General features: G+C 30.7%; 17 protein-coding genes and 1 pseudogene. 7 read left to right on the top strand and 11 right to left on the bottom strand.

The features are described from left to right. Nucleotides 1–33 precede the first annotated feature (33 nt). The 3 genes from ACFQ1R_RS03020 to ACFQ1R_RS03010 all read right to left on the bottom strand — a co-directional run bounded on the left by ACFQ1R_RS03020 (nucleotide 34) and on the right by ACFQ1R_RS03010 (nucleotide 2749). The gene (locus ACFQ1R_RS03020; protein ID WP_379924628.1) at nucleotides 34–1812 is read right to left on the bottom strand and encodes an aromatic amino acid hydroxylase; all 1779 of its coding nucleotides are present in this window, start codon (nucleotides 1810–1812) and stop codon (nucleotides 34–36) included. Between the two features lie 112 nt (nucleotides 1813–1924). Then, nucleotides 1925–2494: a DUF4136 domain-containing protein gene (locus ACFQ1R_RS03015; protein ID WP_379924627.1), complete on the bottom strand. Its 570-nt coding sequence runs from the start codon at nucleotides 2492–2494 to the stop codon at nucleotides 1925–1927. Between the two features lie 84 nt (nucleotides 2495–2578). Then, nucleotides 2579–2749 carry a DUF5522 domain-containing protein gene (locus ACFQ1R_RS03010; RefSeq protein WP_379924626.1) on the bottom strand — a complete coding sequence of 57 codons (171 nt, stop codon included), beginning with the start codon at nucleotides 2747–2749 and terminating at the stop codon, nucleotides 2579–2581. A 49-nt stretch (nucleotides 2750–2798) separates the two neighbouring features. Between ACFQ1R_RS03010 and ACFQ1R_RS03005 the strand changes: the two genes are divergently transcribed. The 4 genes and pseudogenes from ACFQ1R_RS03005 to hemL all read left to right on the top strand — a co-directional run bounded on the left by ACFQ1R_RS03005 (nucleotide 2799) and on the right by hemL (nucleotide 6360). Further along, nucleotides 2799–3137, top strand: coding sequence for a hypothetical protein (locus tag ACFQ1R_RS03005; RefSeq protein WP_379924625.1), 339 nt, complete (start codon nucleotides 2799–2801; stop codon nucleotides 3135–3137). Next, nucleotides 3127–4038 (top strand): 1-aminocyclopropane-1-carboxylate deaminase/D-cysteine desulfhydrase, encoded by a 912-nt coding sequence (locus tag ACFQ1R_RS03000; RefSeq protein WP_379924624.1) that lies wholly within the window; start codon nucleotides 3127–3129, stop codon nucleotides 4036–4038. The genes ACFQ1R_RS03005 and ACFQ1R_RS03000 overlap by 11 nt, the downstream gene beginning before the upstream one ends. 5 nt (nucleotides 4039–4043) lie before the next feature. Next, a pseudogene (locus ACFQ1R_RS02995) lies at nucleotides 4044–4676 on the top strand (glycoside hydrolase family 73 protein); the annotation flags it as partial. Between the two features lie 397 nt (nucleotides 4677–5073). Next, nucleotides 5074–6360 carry a glutamate-1-semialdehyde 2,1-aminomutase gene (gene hemL / locus ACFQ1R_RS02985; RefSeq protein ID WP_379924623.1) on the top strand — a complete coding sequence of 429 codons (1287 nt, stop codon included), beginning with the start codon at nucleotides 5074–5076 and terminating at the stop codon, nucleotides 6358–6360. 70 nt (nucleotides 6361–6430) lie between these two features. On the opposite strand, the gene ACFQ1R_RS02980 is transcribed toward hemL, so the two are convergent. From ACFQ1R_RS02980 to lysS, 4 genes are all read right to left on the bottom strand, one after another. Continuing rightward, nucleotides 6431–6904 (bottom strand): hypothetical protein, encoded by a 474-nt coding sequence (locus ACFQ1R_RS02980; RefSeq protein WP_379924622.1) that lies wholly within the window; start codon nucleotides 6902–6904, stop codon nucleotides 6431–6433. A gap of 124 nt (nucleotides 6905–7028) precedes the next feature. Further along, entirely contained in the window at nucleotides 7029–8246 is a 1218-nt protein-coding gene (locus ACFQ1R_RS02975) for a hypothetical protein (RefSeq protein ID WP_379924621.1), read from the bottom strand. A 324-nt stretch (nucleotides 8247–8570) separates the two neighbouring features. Continuing rightward, nucleotides 8571–10610: an ATP-binding protein gene (locus ACFQ1R_RS02970; protein ID WP_379924620.1), complete on the bottom strand. Its 2040-nt coding sequence runs from the start codon at nucleotides 10608–10610 to the stop codon at nucleotides 8571–8573. Between the two features lie 66 nt (nucleotides 10611–10676). Continuing rightward, entirely contained in the window at nucleotides 10677–12371 is a 1695-nt protein-coding gene (gene lysS / locus ACFQ1R_RS02965) for a lysine--tRNA ligase (RefSeq protein WP_379924619.1), read from the bottom strand. A gap of 166 nt (nucleotides 12372–12537) precedes the next feature. On the opposite strand from lysS, the gene ACFQ1R_RS02960 reads away from it, so the two are divergent. Genes ACFQ1R_RS02960 through lipB form a run of 3 tightly spaced genes read left to right on the top strand, consistent with a single transcriptional unit; the run spans nucleotide 12538 to nucleotide 14185 of the window. After that, the gene (locus tag ACFQ1R_RS02960) at nucleotides 12538–12696 is read left to right on the top strand and encodes a YqaE/Pmp3 family membrane protein (RefSeq protein WP_379924618.1); all 159 of its coding nucleotides are present in this window, start codon (nucleotides 12538–12540) and stop codon (nucleotides 12694–12696) included. Nucleotides 12697–12732: 36 nt separating this feature from the next. Beyond that, complete coding sequence (locus tag ACFQ1R_RS02955) at nucleotides 12733–13482, top strand: hypothetical protein (RefSeq protein ID WP_379924617.1); 750 nt, start codon at nucleotides 12733–12735, stop codon at nucleotides 13480–13482. A 4-nt stretch (nucleotides 13483–13486) separates the two neighbouring features. Continuing rightward, complete coding sequence (gene lipB, locus ACFQ1R_RS02950; RefSeq protein WP_379924616.1) at nucleotides 13487–14185, top strand: lipoyl(octanoyl) transferase LipB; 699 nt, start codon at nucleotides 13487–13489, stop codon at nucleotides 14183–14185. 124 nt (nucleotides 14186–14309) lie between these two features. Here lipB and ACFQ1R_RS02945 read toward each other — a convergent pair whose 3' ends face one another. From ACFQ1R_RS02945 to ACFQ1R_RS02930, 4 genes are all read right to left on the bottom strand, one after another. Continuing rightward, entirely contained in the window at nucleotides 14310–15011 is a 702-nt protein-coding gene (locus tag ACFQ1R_RS02945; protein WP_379924615.1) for a hypothetical protein, read from the bottom strand. Between the two features lie 131 nt (nucleotides 15012–15142). Continuing rightward, entirely contained in the window at nucleotides 15143–16312 is a 1170-nt protein-coding gene (locus ACFQ1R_RS02940) for a hypothetical protein (RefSeq protein WP_379924614.1), read from the bottom strand. Nucleotides 16313–16370: 58 nt separating this feature from the next. Next, nucleotides 16371–17420, bottom strand: a complete 1050-nt coding sequence (locus ACFQ1R_RS02935; RefSeq protein WP_379924613.1) for a nucleoid-associated protein — start codon at nucleotides 17418–17420, stop codon at nucleotides 16371–16373. Nucleotides 17421–17709: 289 nt separating this feature from the next. Further along, complete coding sequence (locus ACFQ1R_RS02930; protein WP_379924612.1) at nucleotides 17710–20142, bottom strand: ribonuclease HII; 2433 nt, start codon at nucleotides 20140–20142, stop codon at nucleotides 17710–17712. Between the last annotated feature and the right edge of the window lie 56 nt (nucleotides 20143–20198).

The raw sequence follows: 20198 nt of genomic DNA, 5'->3' as shown, positions 1-20198 counted from the left end.
AAACACGAAATTTCCCTGATAAATAAACGTTGTTCAATTAGTTTCATAATTCAAACCAATGTTGTTTTTCTTTCCAATAATAGCCAACCCATCATCAATCAAACGTCCAACTTCTGGTTTGTTTCGTTTTATAGTTTCTAGGTGGTTTAAAATTGTTTCACATAGTTTTACTTCATTACTGTTATAAGCTAATTCATAAAGTTCAATGGGTAGCAACCAATCGTTAGGAAATTCATCCATCAACTGTTCTAAAACTTTTGTTCTTGATATGGTTTTATTTTTACCATCTCTATAATCTCTAACTTGTTGGTAAAGCGTTTCGAGTTTTAATAGTTTACTGTTTTTTTTAATATGAATGGTTTTTGATGATATAGTATGTGTTATTAAATCGAAACTTTCAAAATCTGCAGGACCTGAAAATGCTGACACAATTGCTTTTCCAACAGCCATATCATAAACACCCCATTCTGGTTTAAACAAAATAGTGTCATGATGCTTAACTGTACAATGTTTAAAACTGATAAGGATTATTTTTCCTTGAAGATTTCGTTTACCTGTTATAATTTCACCCGAAACACTAATGCCGCCATCAAACTCTAATGTAACCGTTTTTTCTTCGTAAATATTATATGCGCTTAAATCGCGCGGACTCATATCTTCAATTGCTAAATTGATGCCTTTTAGTTTCCCGATAGGCGAACCAAAACCTTTGGAGTGTGTTTTTGTGCCATGACCAACTAATTCTTTTTCTCTATAAGATAATGCGGTTTTACCAGTAGTTTGAATGTAAATTGGGTTGCCGTTATCTTCAATAACTTCAGAAAATAGTCCAGAAATTTGAAGTCCCGTACTTAACTCAATGGTGCCTAAAGCTTTTGATGCGATTAATTTTTCAATACCAGAAAGTCCACCTTTTCGAAGTGCCATGGTGTTTGCAAATTCTTCTAAAATTAAGCTTAAATGAGCGAAATTGGGTGTTACAAATAGTTGCGGTTGTGGTTTTGTTATATCGAAATTTTTAAAAGCAGCTTCAATAGTGTAGGGTAGTTTTTTAACGGCATTCGTCATGCACCAAGCACTTTCTCCAATAGATGAAAGTAAACCAGCACCGTAAATTTTTGGGTTTTCCAAAGCGCCAATTAACCCATATTCAACGGTCCACCAATGTAGGTTTCTAATGAGAGCCATTTCACTTGGTTTACCCATGTTATTTTGTAAGTCTTCAACTTTATTTTCTGCAGAAGTGATAGCTGCTTCACTAGAATTTGGAGCTTCTTTAATAATTGATAAATGTCTAACAGCTTCATACAATTCGTAATCTTTAGCAGATGAAATGGCTTTACAACCAATTTCTCCAAACCTGCGCAAATATTCGGCATATTCTGGGTTTGCAATTATAGGAGCATGTCCTGCGCCTTCGTGTATAATATCGGGCGCTGGTGTGTATTCAATATGTTCTAATTGTCTAATATCGCTAGCTATTACCAAAACGTTGTAGGCTTGAAACTCCATAAACGCATTAGGTGGAATAAATCCATCAACTGCCACAGCTGCCCAACCAATATCTTTTAAAATACGGTTCATACCGTACATATTCGGGATGCTATCTACAGAAATACCCGTTTGTTTTAACCCGTCTACATACGATTTATGGGCAACAGTTTTTAAAAAATCAACATTTTTACGCATCACATAACGCCAAACAGCTTGGTCTATAGCCGAATAAGTATCATAATTTTGAGGCTTTATAAACTGAAGCAAATGCTTAGGTAAGCGATTTAAAATAGGATTAGTTTCTATAGAATTAAGCATAAAATGATACGTAATATGTGTTTTAGTAAAAATACAAATTCTATAAGTAAGCTTTTATAAAGTGATGTTAAATAAAAAAGCAACTCTTTCAAGTTGCTTTTTTAAAACTATTTTATTTTGTCATTCCGGGAGGATATTTTTCCATTATTTTAGAAACAAATTCTTGTATACGAGCATCTTTTTTATCCATATTTTGGGTTAAGTAACCAGTGCCCATACCTTGCCAGATTAAATCTTTTTTACTGGCATCAATTAAGTCTATGAATAAAACACCTTCGGTTCTGGTTGAAACATTTGGTTGGTTCCAACCCCAACCCCAACCAGGACCAAAGCCACCACCCCACGGGCCAAAACCACCCCAGCCCCAAGCACCCATGCCCCAAGAGTTGTTATAAACATCTACGCGTTGGTTCGATTTGGTAAAAAGACTTATAAGTATATCAGGATTTTCAGATTTTGTAAAGCCTTTTGCAAGCATTTCAGCTTCAATGGCTCTTAAAATTCGGCGTTTATCTAAATCGCTAATTTCAGCTTTATCAATGCCAGTTTTAAAAAACGCAAAGGTTTTGTAGGTGCTAAAACTGGCATTCTTATCATAATCGGCAGCAACTCTAACAGAGCTGCAAGATGTTACCACAATTAGTAAAGCTAAAAATGGTATGGTTTTTAGTAATGTTTTCATAGCAGAAAAAATTTTAGTTTATATTATCTTTTTTTGTTTATTAGCATCAATAATCATACCAAGCAACTTTTAAGTTAGTTGTAATTAATTAGTGTTTTTTACGCTATTCGTTTTATTATCAAATCCATACGGACAATGCCTACAACCACTTTCACAGCAATAACCTCTTTTTAGGTGGTATTGTTCGGTAAAACAGCGGTAACCTTCTGGGGTTAAGTAGTAATCGCCTTCTTCAACAGGAATTATTTTTTTCATGTATAACAAAGATAATGTATTTTGGATTGAATTTTGAGTTGTATAAAACATGATTTTTGTTTCAAAATATTTAGTACCTAAAGGGTATTTGGGTTTAGCCTTTTATCCGTTTGTGTTTTTAAAATCAAAAGTTTTAAAAGAAGATACGGTTTTAATAAATCATGAAAGCATTCATTTAAAGCAACAGGTAGAGTTACTTATTGTGCCGTTTTATTTGTGGTATTGTATCGAGTTTTTTATTCGGTTACTTCAATTTAAAAAATGGCAATTAGCTTATAGAAATATTTCGTTTGAACGTGAAGCCTATGCTAACGAAAGGAATTTAGATTATTTAAAACACCGCAAACTTTGGAGTTTTTTAAAGTATCTTCGCAACAATGAATTTTAACCTTGAAAACAGCATAAATCAGCAAATTATATTACCTGAAAGTACAGGTGTACAGTTATTTGTAAAACGGGAAGATGCAATTCATCAATTTGTTTCTGGCAATAAATACAGAAAGCTAAAGTATAATTTAATTGAAGCTAAAACCTTAGGATTTAAAACATTGCTTACTTTTGGCGGTGCATTTTCCAATCACATTGCAGCGGTGGCTTCTGCGGGTCAATTATTCGATTTTAAAACAATTGGTATTATTAGAGGTGATGAGTTGAATAGTGTTAAAAATAATAATGAAACACTTCAATTTGCCAAAAAATGCGGTATGCAATTTAAATTTATTTCTAGAGAAGCTTATAGAGAAAAAACAACTCCAGATTTTATTGAAAAGTTAAATATTGAGTTTGGCGACTTTTACCTAATTCCTGAAGGCGGAACAAATACACTAGCTATAAAAGGTTGTGAAGAAATTTTAAATGAAACTGATGGAGATTTTGATTATATATGTTGTGCTGTTGGTACAGGCGGAACAATTTCCGGATTGATAAATTGTTCAAAACCTAGTCAACAAGTTTTAGGATTTCCTGCCTTAAAAGGTGACTTTTTACAACAAGATATTAGTAAATTTGCAATGAAAACCAATTGGGAATTAAAAACCGACTATCATTTTGGTGGTTATGCAAAAATAAACGCTGAATTAGTAACGTTTATCAATCAGTTTAAAAAAGAACATAATTTGCCTTTAGATCCTGTTTATACAGGAAAAATGATGTTTGGCATTATGGATTTAATTAAAAAAGGCTATTTCCCAAAAGGTTCAAAAATACTAGTAATTCATACAGGTGGTTTACAAGGAATTACAGGAATGAATGCTTTTTTGAAAAAGAAAAATTTACCAATTATAGCGTAATTTAAATGATAAGAATACTATTTTTTTGCTTACTAGCAGGTATGATGCTAAGTTGTGGTTCTAAAAAAGCTGTAACTAAAAAGAAAACGTCTAGCAATACAAAAACAGAACGGGTTGTAATAAAAAAAGACCATAGAACAACACCAACCAGTGATGAAAATGCTAAAGAGGTTGTAAATGGCGTTGAGGTTAAAATTGGTACTACAGAAGAATACATCATGCTTTTCAAAACCATTGCTCAAGAAGAAATGCAACTATACGGTATTCCGGCAAGTATTACATTGGCGCAAGGTATTTTAGAATCTAGTTCAGGAAAAGCAAGATTAGCAGTAGAAGCCAATAACCATTTTGGTATAAAATGCCATGAATGGACTGGAGAAAAAATTTATCATGATGACGATGCTGCACAAGAATGCTTCAGAAAATATAGCGATTCAAAATATTCGTTCAGAGATCATTCGCTGTTTTTATCACAACGTTCGCGTTATGAGGCACTTTTTAAACTTAAAAAAGAAGATTACAAAGGTTGGGCAAAAGAACTTAGAAAAGCAGGTTACGCCACAGATCCTAAGTACCCAGATAAGTTAATAGGTTTAATTGAGCGCTACAATTTAAATAAATACGACGAAGAAGTTTTAGGTGATAAATACGTAAAGTATGAAGAAGAAATAGGTGATTTTTCAATGTATTATGTTGAAAAAGGCGAAACAATGTATTCCATTTCTAAAAAGTTTAATATTTCAGTTAAAGAACTTCAAGACATTAATGGCTTGTCTGGAACACAACTAAGTGTTGGTCAAAAATTAAAAATAAAAAAAGGTTCAAATTCTTCTGTTGTAAATTCAGTTCAAGAATCGCCAGTTAAAGTGGTAACCAAAAAAGCATCTCATATAGTTGAAAAAGGTGAAACACTTTATTCTATTTCTAAAAAATATAATATGACGGTTGTAGAACTTCAACAATTAAACGGCTTAACAGATAATGCGTTGAATATTGGACAAACACTTCGAGTAAACCTGAATTAAAGCATAAAAAATGAATTATAAAAGAAGTAGTGCCTTATTTGCACAAGCCGAAAAGGTGATTCCTGGTGGTGTTAATTCACCCGTTAGAGCATTTAAAGGCGTGGGTGGAACACCTATTTTTGTAAAAGAAGCTAAAGGCGCATATTTATATGATGAAGATGGTAACCGTTTGATAGATTATATAAATTCTTGGGGACCAATGATTTTGGGTCATGCGTACAAACCCGTAGTTGATGCCGTAGTAGAAAAAGCCAAAAAAGGAACTTCCTTTGGAGTGCCAACCCAGATAGAAACTCAAATTGCAGAATTAGCAGTTTCAATGGTGCCAAATATTGATAAAATTAGGTTTGTAAACTCTGGTACAGAAGCTTGTATGAGTGCGGTTCGTTTGGCAAGAGGCTTCACTAAAAAAGATAAAATTATCAAATTTGCTGGTTGTTATCATGGGCATAGCGATTCGTTTTTAATCCAAGCGGGTAGTGGTGCAAGTACATTTGGCACGCCTAACAGTCCTGGTGTAACACAAGGAACAGCAAAAGATACCTTGTTAGCACGTTATAATGATATTGAAAATGTTAAGCAATTAATTGAAGCTAATAAAAATGAGATTGCTTGTGTTATTATAGAACCAGTAGCAGGTAATATGGGTTGTGTGCCACCACAAGATAATTTTTTAGATAAATTAAGAACACTTTGTACTGAAAATAATATTTTGTTGATTTTTGATGAAGTGATGACGGGTTTCCGATTAGCTAAAGGTGGCGCGCAAGAACTTTACAATATTAAAGCAGATATTGTTTGTTTTGGTAAAGTAATTGGTGGTGGTTTACCCGTTGGCGCATTTGCAGCTCGTAATGAAATTATGAACCAGTTAGCACCTTTAGGACCAGTATATCAAGCTGGAACGTTAAGTGGTAATCCGCTAGCAATGGCTGCTGGTTTAGCTATGTTAACTGAATTGAATACAGATGCTGAAGTTTTTAATAGGCTAGCTGAAAAAACGGCTTATTTACACAACGGCATAGCGAAAGTTTTAAGTGAAAATAATATTACTCATACCATAAATAGAGTAGGTTCTATGATTTCTGTTCATTTTGATGAAGCACCAGTTATTGATTTTGAAACAGCAGCCAAAGGAAATAACGAAACCTTTAAAAAATTCTTCCATGGCTTGCTAAATGAAGGCGTTTATATTGCACCAAGTGCTTTTGAAACATGGTTTATTACTGATGCATTATCTTATGAAGATTTAGATTTTACTATCGAAGCTATTAAAAAAGTATCAAAAACATTATAAAAAAAAGAAAGCGCATGTAAGCCAAAACATGCGCTTCAAAAAACAAATAAACTAACTAAACTAAATTTAATTATTTCTTTTGGTTATCACCTTTTCTTTTTCCTTCTTGTTTTTTCATACCAACTGCACGTTGATGCATTTTTTCTTGTGCTTTTTCCCATTTTTCAAATTGTTCTTTGCTTAAAATGGTTTTCATTTTTGTTTTTGTAGCAATTTGGTGGTCTAACTTAGCATTCATCATTTTTAAACGTTCTTCTTTTGAAGGTTTTTCCATAGAACCACTTTCTTTTTTAGCTTTCATAGCCGCCATCATATCGTTTCTAGTAATAGCATTTTCAAGATTTAACTTATAAATTTGTTTTTGTTGTGACTCATTCAAATCTAAATGTAAAACCATTTTTTTTGTTTGAAGAGTTGCAGCTTCTTCAGGTGTTAGGTCGCTCATTCTGTGCGTTCTTTGTTCGCGGTTTGGACCTTCTTTTCGTTCTTGAGCAATGCCTTGAATAGAGATTAAAGCTATTGCAATTATTAATAATCTTTTCATAATGTTATTTTTATGTTTAACACTATTAGGACTTTAGCAAATTGAAAAGGTTTAAAAGTTATAGTTTTTTTAACTAAAACTTAACAGCTGCTTACTTCAAATATGATGTTTTTTAAGCTGAATTTTATTTGAAAACGGGAAGTTTTAAACTAACACCTGTTTGGAAATCTGGTGCGTTATTTACCTTGAAATCTTCTTTGAAATATACAGACAAGGTTAAATTTGGACGTCCGTAAGTATACATAAACGTCCAAAAGGATAATGATTTGTAAAGTGTTTCAAAACCATGTTGCCAACCGCCGTTTATTTCTTGCCATTTACCAATCATGCGGTAATAGTTGGCTTCTTTTTGTTTGTTGTAACTGGTTTGTATTTGGTAGTTTACACTAAAGGCATTGTAGTTTTTTTTCTTAGTGTATTTTGTAATTTGGGCATCGGTTTCAGCAGTTGCTAAATATGGGTTGTTTCCTAAATCAATAACGTCTTTAAAATTAATAAGGTTTTTACGCAATACATTCATACCCAAACCAACATTAAGTTCGTAATTATTTTTTAAAGCTACTTTTTTAACGGCATTTGCAGAAACACCAAAATCTAACGATGCATTGTATTTTGAAGTGTTTATTCCTAAATGACTTCCAAAATTTACATATATATTTTTGGTTTCATTTATTAAAAATGATGGATAGTAGTAATGATTAAGTTCAATACCTCCTATGAAAAAGTCGTTATTATTTAACTCAAGTGTGTTTCCGTTTCTATCTTGATACTTGAAATTTACCTGATTTAAACCATAATAGCGTCTTCCATAAGGATCTTCACCACCTGCAATATTGCTATGAAACCATTCAATACTTTCATCGCTTGTGAATAAGGAAAATGGATATTTTCCTTTTGTTATTAGATTGGAACGAAGCGTAACATCTAACTCATGTTTTTTTGATAGTGGTATATTAATGTCTAATCTGAATTCTTTAATTACGGCATCAATAACAATATTCATATAATCGGCAGGTGTGGTTTCTTGATTTACAAAATGAAAATTTCTATGATACCATATTAATTTACTTTGTTCTTTTTGTACTTCAGGATCTTTTGGAATATAGATTTCTACAAATGGATGAAAGTTATTGCCACTTGTAGATGTAAATGCTATTGTAGTTTTTTTTGGAACAGAAAACTTAAAGTTTGTGTTTATTCTAGAACTAAAAATACCAAAATGATGTGTTGTTAGTATGCTTGGTTTTTCAATACCATTTTTAAAAGAAATACTATCTTGCTCTTGAGCTATTAAAGTGAAAGTAAAACATAAAGAAATTAGAAATAAAATATTTTTTAGCATGCTGTAAAAATATAGAAAGTTTTAAAACTTGTGAAGTTATTTTTTTTTGAACTGTATTGGGTTTAAATTTAGGTTATCTAATGCGCATTTTTCTTAAAAATTTAACTTTTAAAGCATTTTCTCTTAAATTAAATTTAAAATTTTAATGTTGTGTGTTAAACATTTCTAAATAGTTTTAGTAGGTGCTGTTAATTGCGTCTATTTGTATGGTTATTTATTTGAGACATATAATAATTACATAGTAATTTATTAGTTTAATAATAAATTAAGTTTAATTGGTTAGTTTGTAAAAGCCCAGTAATTAAAATTACTGGGCTTTTTATTTTAATTATTAAAATGAAATTGTAAAAGCTTGTGTAAATGTTCTTTTTTAAAAGGTTTTGTTAGATAATTATTCATGCCATTTTCAATGGCTTTGTTTATCGCTTCGGTTGTTACGTTTGCTGATAGTCCAAAAATAATTACATTTTTATCAGTTTGCCTTATAATTCTTGTTGCTTCCCAACCGTCAATTTCGGGCATATGAATATCCATGAAAATAAGTTGATAATTTTTTTTTCTAACTTTTTCTAAAGCTATTTTTCCGTTTTCTGCCGTATCTGATTTTATGCCTATGTCTAAAAGAAATTTTCTTAATACAATAATATTGAGGTTGTTATCGTCAACAATTAAAACATTTATATCATCAATGTTAAGGTTTTTCTTGTTTTCATTGGTTTTGTTTTTTTCTTTAGTAATTTCAAATAAAAATGACACCGTGAATTTGGATCCTTTTTGATATTCACTTTCAACAGATATTTTGCCACCCATTATAGATACTAAGTTTTCGCAAATAGCTAAACCTAGACCGCTGCCTTCATGTTCTTTTTTTATGCTGTTTTCAATCTGGGTAAATCTATTAAAAATTGAATCTAGTTTGTCTTTAGGAATACCAATTCCGGTATCTTCAATATTTACAATTAGCTTTAATTGATTATCTATTATGGTTTCTGAGCAGGTAATTGTAACGCCACCTTTTTTTGTGAATTTTAGTGCATTTTTTATAATATTGCCTATAACCTGAAGTAGCTTGTTTACATCGCCAATAACTGTAAATCCAAGTACATTTTCGAAATTAGTTTTTAAGTAAAGGTTCTTTTTTGCAAACAAGAATTGATTAACTTCGGTAAGTTCTTTAATTTTTTTAATTGGGCTAAAAATATGTTTATCTAATTCTGTTTTTCCAGATTCTATTTTATCAATCTCTAAAATATCGTTAACAAGGTTTAATAAATTGCTTGAAGATTTATCCATTAAATCTACATATTCCTTTTGTGTCGCGTTTAATTTTTCATCTTTTAAAAGTTCAATAAAACCAATTACAGCATGCAAAGGCGTTCTAATTTCATGACTCATGTTCGATAAAAAATCTGTTTTAGCTTGCGATGCTTTGTTGGCTCTGTCTTTTTCTATATTTAATTGCTCGTTTAATTTTGTTAACGACGCATTGGCTTCTATAGCTTGTTTAGTTCCTTTTTTTGCTCTTAAATAAAAGTATATAAGCAATGATACGATGAAGGCTAAAAAAATACCAACTATAAATGCAATATTGATAATGATTTTATTTTCTGCTATTAATAATTTTTTTGAAGGATAAATTTTTAATTGCCAAGTTTGTTTTTCAGAATCATCAATACTTATAGTGTGTGTGTAGTTTATATTTCTGCTGGTTTTAAGTTTAATGTCATTGTTTACTTGGTAAAATAGTGTGCCTTTGTCGTCTTTAATCTCAATTGTATATTGATCTTCAAAATAGTTAATAAGTCGGTTAAAATTGCTGTTAAAGTTCATGCCAGCAGTTATTGTTCCTTGAAATTTATTGTTGAAATATACAGGAACATCAACAAGAAAGGCATTGCCAGATTGTGTTAATTTTAACCATGATGTAATGTTAGTTTTTCCGTTTTTAGAATGATTTATCCATTCACTTTTTCGGTACTTAAGTTTAGAAATATCTAAATTTAAAGCTTGTTCATTGCCTTTTAATGGATTAATTTTTCTGATAACCATAGTGCTATCAATCCATTCTATAAAATTAAAAGAGGTGTTTTGTTTTAAGATAAGGTTGGCATCATGCTCCCAATTTTTAAAGTAATTGCCATTGGTAAATTCTAATCTGCTTTTTAAATTTTCGAGTTTAGAAATATCGGTGTTAAGGATGTTATTAAATTCTTTAGAAATTAATATTCCTGTATGCGATAAGTCTTCTTCTATAACGTCGTAGAGTTTGTTAAGAGACGTTAAGTAGATGAATATGATGAGAGATGTTAGGGCAAAAAAAGTGGTAATAGCAATTATTAAGTCTAATTGTATTTTTTTAACCATATACCATTACCATTTTCTATTTGTTTTTGCATAAAAGTTAAAGTTTTTGAGTATTTTAATTTAAAGTTACGAAATTATTTCAACAAACAAATCGTTATCTGTTTTTAAAACTTTTGCTAATTTATGTTTTGTTAAACCTTTAATACCTTTATCCCAAGCTTTATTGCTTAAGCCAGATTGCGATTTTAAATTATTTAAAGAAATGCTTTTTTGAACTTTTAAAATTTCAAAAATAGCTTTTTCAGCATCACTTAATTCTACTGCTTTTTTCTCTGGTCGCATTTGCGGAAAGAACAATACTTCTTGAATACTTTGATTATTTGTTAAGAACATAATCAATCTATCCATACCAATACCCATGCCTGATGTTGGTGGCATACCGTATTCTAAAGCACGTAAAAAATCGTAGTCGATAGTTCCAGTAGCTTCATCATCACCTTTTTTTGCTAATTCCATTTGGTGTTCAAAACGTTCGCGTTGGTCAATTGGGTCGTTTAGCTCTGAATAGGCGTTTGCAATTTCTTTACCACAAACCATTAATTCAAAACGTTCGGTTAATTCTGGATTTTCTCTATGTTCTTTGCATAACGGACTCATTTCTTTCGGGTAGTCGGTAATGTAAGTTGGTTGTATGTAGTTGCCTTCACACTTTTCACCAAAAATTTCATCAATCAATTTACCTTTCCCCATGGTATCATCAACTTCAATACCCATGCCTTTTGCCGCAGCTCTAATTTCATCTTCAGTTTTTCCAGTAATGTCAAAACCTGTAAACTGCTTAATAGAATTTGCCATGGTTACTCTAGCATAAGGTGCTTTAAAGTCTATTTCGTGTTTGCCAAAAGTTGCTTTTGTAGTACCATTTACGGCAATAGCACAATGCTCTAGCAAACGCTCGCAAAAATCCATCATCCAGTTGTAGTCTTTGTAAGCTACGTAAATTTCCATGGCAGTAAACTCTGGGTTATGGGTTCGGTCCATACCTTCGTTTCTAAAGTTTTTAGAAAACTCATAAACACCATCAAAACCACCAACAATTAAGCGTTTTAAATAAAGCTCGTTAGCAATTCGCATGTACAAAGGAATGTCTAAAGCATTGTGGTGTGTTATAAATGGTCGTGCTGCTGCACCACCAGGAATGGGTTGTAAAACAGGTGTTTCTACTTCAAAATATCCAGCATCATTAAAAAACTGACGCATGGCATTAAATAATTTTGTGCGCTTTACAAATACGTTTTTTACCTGTGGGTTTACAACTAAATCGGCGTAACGTTGTCTGTAACGTTGTTCAGGATCGGTAAACGCATCAAACACAACGCCGTCTTTTTCTTTTGGTAAAGGAAGCGGTTTTAAGGCCTTACTTAATAAGGTGAAATCTTTTACACGCACACTCTTTTCACCAACTTGAGTGGTAAAAAGTTCGCCTTCAATACCTACAAAATCACCAAAATCCAACAATTTTTTAAAAACTTCGTTGTATTTTTCTTTATCGTCGCCTGGGCAAATTTCATCACGGTTAAAATATACTTGTATTTTTCCATCGGCATCTTGCAAATCGGCAAAACTTGCTTTTCCTTGTACCTTAATCATCATTAATCTACCTGCAATAACAACTTTTTTGCCAACTTCAAATTGGTCTTTAATTTGTTTAGATGTTTGGTTTACAGGGTATAAATCTGCTGGATACGGGTTAATACCTAATTCGCGTAATTTTGCTAATTTTTCTCTACGTACAAGCTCTTGCTCTGATAATTGCGACATATTCTAAATTTCTGAGTATTTTTTTAAAGGCACAAAGATAAACATTTGATTTACGATTTACGATTTTGATTTACTAATTTTAAAGCTCAAGACGTTTCACTTCAATGTAACAAAATGCCCATTTGGACGTCAAACACATATCATCAATTAAAATTAAAAAATCAACATGAGTATTTGGAGAGTTATATTATCAATTATTTGTCCGCCACTAGCCGTTATAGATAAGGGTTGTGGGTCTATTATTATTGTCTTTATTTTATCAGTTTGCGGTTGGGTTCCAGGTGTTATTGCGGCACTGGTTATTATTAATAATCCCAAAAATTAAGTATATATTTGTAGTATAATTTTTAAAATTTAAAATATGAATAAGCTTTTTGCTATAGTAGTTTTGGTTATGTCTATTGTATTAACCAGTTGCCAGTTTTCTGAAAACATTTATATAAATGAAGATGGTTCTGGTAAAATGGAGTTTACGTTTGATGGTACACAACTTATGCAAATGGCAGGTGATAAAATGAGTAAAACTCAAGAAAAAGCCATCGATTCTACGTTTAGTTTTAAAGAATTATTTAGTGCCATGGGCGATAGTATTGCTCAACTATCTGAAGAAGAACAGCAGAAAATAAAAAGTTTAGAACCTTTTAGTATGCACATGGTCATGAATCCTGAAACATCTCAAATGAAGTTTGATATGTTTACAAACTTCAAATCAGTAAACGAACTTCAAGATATGTTTAAAGCCATGAAAAGTTTTGGCGATTTACAAGGAAAGGAAAAAGCTAAAGATTTAAACAACCCATTTTCTTCTTTTGGAGCTAATGAAAGTACCGATTTAGATTATAAATACGACGGAAAAACATTTAAACGTACAGCTAAAATAGTTGATAAAGAAGCTTATAAACAAGTAACAGATAGTTTGGGGCAAATGGCTATTATGTTTGGCTCATCAACCTATAAATTAAACTATCATTTTCCAAAACGTATAAAATCGGTTTCTAATGAAAAAGCGTTGTTTAGTGCCGATAGAAAAAGTGTAACTATTGAATATGGTTTTATGGATTATTTATCGAACCCAGAAGCCTTAAATTTAGAAGTAGTTTTAGAAGATTAGTACATTGAACAAAACCATACATATACAAGATTTAGGCTTAAAAGATTATAAAGAAACTTGGGAATACCAAGAACAACTTTTTAAAAGTATAGTTGATGCCAAAATTAATAACAGGCGCAATAATACGAACTTTGAAACCCAAAATCACTTTTTATTTGTTGAGCATCCACACGTTTATACCTTAGGTAAAAGTGGCGATATGGCTAATTTATTGGTTGATGAAGCACAACTAAAAGCTAAAAATGCCTCGTTTTATAAAGTTAATAGAGGTGGCGATATTACCTACCATGGTCCTGGACAAATTGTGGGTTATCCTATTTTAGATTTAGATAATTTTTTTACCGACATTCATAAATACCTACGCTTTTTAGAAGAAGTAATTATTCTTACCCTTGCAGAATACGGTTTGAAAGCCGAACGAAGCCAAGGCGAAACAGGCGTTTGGTTAGATGTAGGAACGCCGTTTGCTAGAAAAATTTGTGCTATGGGTGTGCGAGCAAGTCGTTGGGTTACCATGCACGGTTTTGCATTGAATGTTAACGCCAATTTAGGTTATTTCGATTTAATGATTCCTTGCGGAATTAGAGGAAAAGCCGTAACATCTTTAAACGTAGAATTGGCAAAAAAAACAGTAGATGAAAACGAGGTTAAAGAAAAGCTGTTGAAACATTTTGCAACTCTTTTTGAAGCGGAGTTTGTTTAACGGTTTTGTATAAGGTGTTTGTGAGCGAGGATTTTTCGAAGGAAAATCAAAAGCAAGCAAACGAGCAACTAACTGTGTTTTAGCTAAAACTAGCAATTTTTTTATTCTGTGTTTTGTGCGGTTTTTATAATCCGTTCAGAATCATCCATTCAGATAATTCTTTCGGGTGCTCGTTGTCATTTGGATAGTGTTCTTTAACAAAGTCGAACTGTTTTTTTGTCAGAAGAACTATCATTCCATCATTTGCACAATTAATTGGATAAAAGCTGTTATCTGTATTTTGGTGCTTAAGTTGGTCGTTAACCATAATTAAGAAATTCGAATATGAAATTCCACAATCATTATCTGAAAAACTACCATCAAAGGCATTGTAAATAACTCCATTGATGTTTATAGTGTGTTTCCAATAATTTTCGGTTTGATAACTTTCCTCATTTCTATAAACGAAATTTAATTCCAATTTATCAAAAACACTTTTAACCTTTTTTAAATAAACTTCCAAACCACCAGCTTCAAATAATTCTTCACAATCTATTGTCATAAACCTATTGTCAGTAAAATCTGTGGTTTCTCCACGCATTTTTCCAGAAAAAAAGTTCCATTTGTCTTTAGATTCAGCAAATTCTTGCTTAACAGTTTCTAATTCTGATTTGTCAGTTAGGTTAAAAAAATCAAGTTTATCCAATTCAGTTACGATTTCTTTCCCCGATAATTTTGCTACAATTTCGGATTCAGTATTTTTAGGAAGAACATTGTCTTTTAGTTCCTTCTTTTGAGAATTACAACTCAATAATCCGATAAAAAGTAGAAATATTAATTTTTGCATAATGTTTTTCCCAAATTGGATACAACTAAATGATATGAAATCGTTTTAATGTTTTTATATCAGAAGTTAAACGAATTTAGTCTTTTTCTTTCAAAAAATCAAGTGGCTAATATTTATGTTTTTACTTAATACTATAGCTTAAAAACATCATTCAAAATTAAAAAAACACCGTACGAATAATCAAACTGATTCTTTTTGTTGCTTAATAAGTAGTTAATTGTTCCGCTGTTGTTTAGTTGGTAATAACCTTCAATTTGTAACCCTAGTTTTATATTGTTTGCAATTTCATTTTGATAAAACACTTTTGTAAACAGTAAGCTTCTATTAGGTTCTTCCAAACCTACATACCTGTTATCTAACTCACCATTCCAATAGTTAATATTGCTTTTAAGCGAATACGATTGAAACATTTCGTTGCCTTTTGCAGTTGTAAATTTATCTGCATTATAGTATGCTAGCAAAAATTGTAAATGGTTTATTTTGTAAGTTAAGGTTACATAATGCGCTCTACCTGTTTTAAAAGGGTATTCAATTTCGGTATTTGTAATATGGTATAAATAGTTATAGCCAAAAGTAAAACCTTTGTTTAAGTTAGGATGTGTAGCGTACTCTAAACCCATAGCTAGGTTATGAAAGTTCATAGTATTATCTAGGTTGTTTTCGCTACGGTATTTTTTGTTTATTTGTCCACCTCTATGGTAATAAACGTATTGAATTGGTATAGAAAGATGTTTTAAAACAGATAGTTTTGATGTCATACCCATTGTAAAAACTTCTCGTACTTCACTGTATTTTCGTATGTAATTTTCCCAATTTAACCATGCATCAAAATTTATTTTGTTGGAATCATATTTGTATTCAATACCTGTTTCAATTACGTCATTGCTCAAAATTTTTTCACTAGCCATTAAAGGTTCAATGAGGTTGTGGTTGTTTTTTGTAAATAAATTACCTATTGTTAATTGGCTGTTGTTTTTTATGTAGTTAAAACTAAAGGTTGGTATGGCAAAATCAATGTTGTTTTCGCCAAAGTTTTTTATTAAAAAAATACCTGCTTTAAATTGGGTTTTGTTATTGCTATTATAAATAAACTCTGGGTGTAAGTGTGTGCCTAGTAAGGTTAAACCATCGGCAATGTTGTTAAAATACTCATCGTTTTTTATAAAATTTGCATTGTAAACCGAAACACCAAATTTATCTACCTCAAAGGTTTTGTTGTTTTCATTTGAAAAAAAAACAGATTCTTGTGCTGATGCGTTAAACTGATAAAATAAGGTAATTATGCAAAGTAATTTTTTCATAATAAATGGGATTTTTTTACAACTTAATAATTAAATTTTAGAGAATCAAGTTGAAATTTTAAGATTCTACATTAAAAAACACTTTATAATAATGCATTTTCTTTTCATCATCATAACCGCGTTCTAAATATTCGGCAGAAGCATCGGGCGCATCAATATCTAGTTTAATTTGTATGTTGGTATCTAGTTTAATATCGGTTTTAATTTTCTTTTTTTCTTTATTTACAACACTTTCGGCAACATCAAATTGGTTTCTAATTACTATGTTGTTTTCGTCTTCAAATGTTTTTTTGTAATCGTCAAATAGGTTTTTATGTTTGTCTTCTTCAAAAAGTTCGTCTTTAAAACGCTCAATATTTACTACTTCATTCTCTTTAAAAAAGTCGATTGTTTTAGCTAAAAAGGTGTTTTGTTCTTGCGCACCATAGGTTGTTTTTAAAATTTCGGTCGAGAAATCTTTACAAAGTTCAATGTATTGTTGTGTGTGGTTGTTGGCATCATCAGCATATTTAATGTTTAAAAACTGGTTTAACCAATATTGTGCATCGTAACTGTTATTATCTACACTTAAAATAATGTTGCCTTCGGTATCGGTTTGGTTTAAAATGATGCAGCCTTTATCTACTTTTTTAGATGAGATTCCTTTTTGAACCAATACATCATAACTATTGTTTTCTAAATAGGTTTGAAAAAAGTTGACTTTGTTTTCAATTTTAAAAATCCCTAAAGCGTTTGTAGTAATTTCATTAAACTCAATACCTTCAAACATAACCACTAAAACATCGCCCGTTTTTATTTGTGCTGAAGTTGATTGTTCGAACAAATGTGTAACAATGTGTTTTGACACATCTATAAAAGCTTCTTCATCATTAAAAATTTGAGTGCTATAGCTATTTATTTCGTTTAAAGAAATGTTTGCATGATGGTTGAAACGATAGCTTTGAACAACGCTTCCGAAAGGTCTTAATAGAAACGGTAGCATGAGGTCGTAACTTGGTTCATCAAAATCGACTAACTTTTCTGAAAATGCATTTTTAGTATCGTTAAATTTATTACCAACTTTATGAATTATAAATTTTGAAATTGAGGCGTTTTTTCTTGAAATCATGGGTTTTTTATTAAGAGTACAATAGTAATAATTTCAAAAGAGAAACCCATAAAAAAAGAACGCCAAAGATAAACTTTGACGCTCTCAGATTTGGGGGCTTTATTTTTTTACTATAAATGCATTCTTAAATGAAGTATTGAACTTAAATAAAAACAGGTTTTGCTAGTTTTTATAATTTTTAGAGAAAGGATGAAATTAATAGCTGGCCTAAAGATAAAAATTACTTTATCAACTGCAAATAATTATACGAAAATACTTTATTATATAAACTTGTAAATGAAATAGTTAATTAGTTTATACGGTAAATAAGTAATGAATTACTATCGCCTTTGGTAATAAACTCCAAACTTTGGTCTTTATCAATATTATCTAATGATATTTCTGAGGTTCCATACAAAGGAAAATTAGGAATTAAATTGCCTAAGCTATCATACAGATATACTTTTTGAGTTTGCAAATCGGTAATAGCAACATAAATTTTGTCTTTAATATAAAACAGTTCAGGCTTTGTGTAGGTGCCAAATTCCATCTCTACAACATTCGTTTTGATGGTTAATTTGTTATCACTAAGCGTTACTAAAGTTTTACTCGATGCTTCTAAATTGTGTTTTTCTGAAAGATTTAAATTTTGAGTTGAAACACCACCTTTTGTATCAATAGAAATTAATTGTCCGTTTGAAGTTGTTGTAATAAACTTATTATTATATAAATAGATAGGTTGGTTAGAGTAAGTACCAGATGTTTTTGGTGTCATTCTGTTGTTGCCTGTTCTATCAATAACATGCATAGTGTTTTCAGTTTTAAACAGAATATAGTCTTTACCGCTTATTCTAAAATGTTTTGGTTGGCTAATGATAGCCTCTTTAGCCGATTTAAAATTAAACCCACTTACCAGTTTTAAATTTACATCGTACACCAAAATGTTTTTGCCTTGGGTTACAAACAGGCGATAATCTTTATTTTTGTCATAATCAAAAACCGAAAGCGGTTGTGTAATATCGTCGTTAAATTTACCAGGAAAAGGTGTAACATCTTTACCATCTCTATCAATAACGTAAACACGGTTTGGTGTTGCAAAAGCCAATTGTAAGCGTCCATTTTTAAAAATATCTATTTGTTCAATAGTTCCTAAAACGGCACCTTCAAGTTGTTTTTTCCAAAGAATTTTACCTTTATTTGAAATTAAATACAGATTGTTTTTAACGTCTTGTACAACAATTTCCTTTTCTTTTGTTAAATGGTTGGTTACAAATTGTGGCTTTGTTAGTATATCTGAAGCTAGTTTTATGTTTAATTCTTCAGAAACTGAACTTTGTACAACTACATTTTTACTCTTTTTTATTATAGCATTAAAGTGAGCAAAATTTGTGTCGTATATAAATTGTAAAGCTGAAGTATTGTAACTGCTAAAACTATCGTCTAAATTTTCTTCAAAATGACGGTTTAAAATGTTTTTTAGCGATTCATTATTTACTACCAATAATAAAGAAGATGCATTACTAAGTTGTTCTTTAATTTTTATAAATGTACTTAATTCGCTGTATGTGGTTTTGTTTTGATAATTAGAAATTATGTTTTGAAGCATTGCCACATTATCTGAAAACACAAAAAAGGTATCTAAAATACAATATTTACTAATGTTGTTTTGTTTGATTAATGGCGAAAACGTATTGGAGAATAAACTAGGTTTGCTAAAGTTGTAAATTTCTACACCTCTGTAAGCATCAACAATGGTTTGCTCGCTAATAAGTGCATCTTCAGTAGCAATAACATCAATAGAATTTAAAGCAATCGCTCTATTTTTGCCTTCATAAATAACACCAACTTCAGTAATGTTTTCAAAAATTGGAGAACTTTCAGAAAGTGAATCTTTTTTGTGAAATGCGTTTAAATTACTATTAATGGTTTTGAAGTTTTTAAAGGTGAAACTCATAAAACCATCACTAGTATTAGGTGTTACGTTTTGCGTTTGGTTTTCCTGCGGAATTGTGTTTTTAAAGATGTTGTTTAAAATTTTTGTGGTATCGGTAGCTTTAGTGATACCGTTTATGTAAATAGCATTTTGGTTTACATCAACATCAATAGCCATATAGCTTGTTAAGGCTTTTAAGCTTAAAGCTTCATCAATAAAAAACGATTTTATAAAAGGTGAATTGGCATTTATAATGATTGAAAATGTTTTATCATCACTGGTAGAATTGTAAATTTTAATCAATTCTTCATTCATGTGCGGGTTTGCAAAAACACCATCAATTATGCTTTTTGATGATGAAGCAAAAAATGTACTGTCAATTACAGTGCTGTAAAACGTGTTATTATTAAAGGTAGATTTTGTAAGCGTTTCGTTCTCGTATTTTAAAGTTTCTTCAATATAATTTTTTATAGAATCTCTTTTGAATAATTGAGGTGTGTATTTCGTTATTATGGAATATTGTAAACTATCATTAGCATCATTTGAAAAACAAATAAGCATTTCGCCATTTGGTTTAAAAAGTTTTAAGTTTTCAAGTTTTGACTCTAAATTTTGGTAAGCAGTTGTTTTTGAAAACTTACTTAAAAAATCACTATTCTTAATACTACTTTTTAACTCTTCAAGATTAGATGTTTTTATAATAATAGTTGCATTTTCTGGAACAAAATCAATAAGATTGGTGCGTTTTGCAACCGTGGTAGAACAACTAAAAATAATAAAAGCTAAAAGAGTTAAATATAGAAATTTCATCTGTTTAAATTAATTTATACAAACCTACATATTTTTCAAATTATAGATTGAAAAAA

It is taken from the genome of Mariniflexile jejuense, assembly GCF_042675665.1.
Taxonomy (GTDB): Bacteria; Bacteroidota; Bacteroidia; order Flavobacteriales; family Flavobacteriaceae; genus Mariniflexile; species Mariniflexile jejuense.
Note: the sequence above shows the minus strand (reverse complement) of the source record. Positions and strands in the feature narration are given on the sequence as shown.

What these genes read in the sequence shown, in the direction of transcription:
- ACFQ1R_RS02960 (WP_379924618.1), top strand. Translation starts at nt 12,538, where the DNA reads ATGAGTATTTGGAGAGTTATATTATCAATTATTTGTCCGCCACTAGCC.
- ACFQ1R_RS03000 (WP_379924624.1), top strand. Translation starts at nt 3,127, where the DNA reads ATGAATTTTAACCTTGAAAACAGCATAAATCAGCAAATTATATTACCT.
- lysS (WP_379924619.1), bottom strand. Translation starts at nt 12,371, where the DNA reads ATGTCGCAATTATCAGAGCAAGAGCTTGTACGTAGAGAAAAATTAGCA.
- ACFQ1R_RS03010 (WP_379924626.1), bottom strand. Translation starts at nt 2,749, where the DNA reads ATGAAAAAAATAATTCCTGTTGAAGAAGGCGATTACTACTTAACCCCA.
- ACFQ1R_RS02940 (WP_379924614.1), bottom strand. Translation starts at nt 16,312, where the DNA reads ATGAAAAAATTACTTTGCATAATTACCTTATTTTATCAGTTTAACGCA.
- ACFQ1R_RS02955 (WP_379924617.1), top strand. Translation starts at nt 12,733, where the DNA reads ATGAATAAGCTTTTTGCTATAGTAGTTTTGGTTATGTCTATTGTATTA.
- ACFQ1R_RS02980 (WP_379924622.1), bottom strand. Translation starts at nt 6,904, where the DNA reads ATGAAAAGATTATTAATAATTGCAATAGCTTTAATCTCTATTCAAGGC.
- hemL (WP_379924623.1), top strand. Translation starts at nt 5,074, where the DNA reads ATGAATTATAAAAGAAGTAGTGCCTTATTTGCACAAGCCGAAAAGGTG.
- ACFQ1R_RS02975 (WP_379924621.1), bottom strand. Translation starts at nt 8,246, where the DNA reads ATGCTAAAAAATATTTTATTTCTAATTTCTTTATGTTTTACTTTCACT.
- ACFQ1R_RS03020 (WP_379924628.1), bottom strand. Translation starts at nt 1,812, where the DNA reads ATGCTTAATTCTATAGAAACTAATCCTATTTTAAATCGCTTACCTAAG.
- ACFQ1R_RS02945 (WP_379924615.1), bottom strand. Translation starts at nt 15,011, where the DNA reads ATGCAAAAATTAATATTTCTACTTTTTATCGGATTATTGAGTTGTAAT.
- ACFQ1R_RS02935 (WP_379924613.1), bottom strand. Translation starts at nt 17,420, where the DNA reads ATGATTTCAAGAAAAAACGCCTCAATTTCAAAATTTATAATTCATAAA.
- ACFQ1R_RS02970 (WP_379924620.1), bottom strand. Translation starts at nt 10,610, where the DNA reads ATGGTTAAAAAAATACAATTAGACTTAATAATTGCTATTACCACTTTT.
- ACFQ1R_RS03005 (WP_379924625.1), top strand. Translation starts at nt 2,799, where the DNA reads ATGATTTTTGTTTCAAAATATTTAGTACCTAAAGGGTATTTGGGTTTA.
- ACFQ1R_RS02930 (WP_379924612.1), bottom strand. Translation starts at nt 20,142, where the DNA reads ATGAAATTTCTATATTTAACTCTTTTAGCTTTTATTATTTTTAGTTGT.
- ACFQ1R_RS03015 (WP_379924627.1), bottom strand. Translation starts at nt 2,494, where the DNA reads ATGAAAACATTACTAAAAACCATACCATTTTTAGCTTTACTAATTGTG.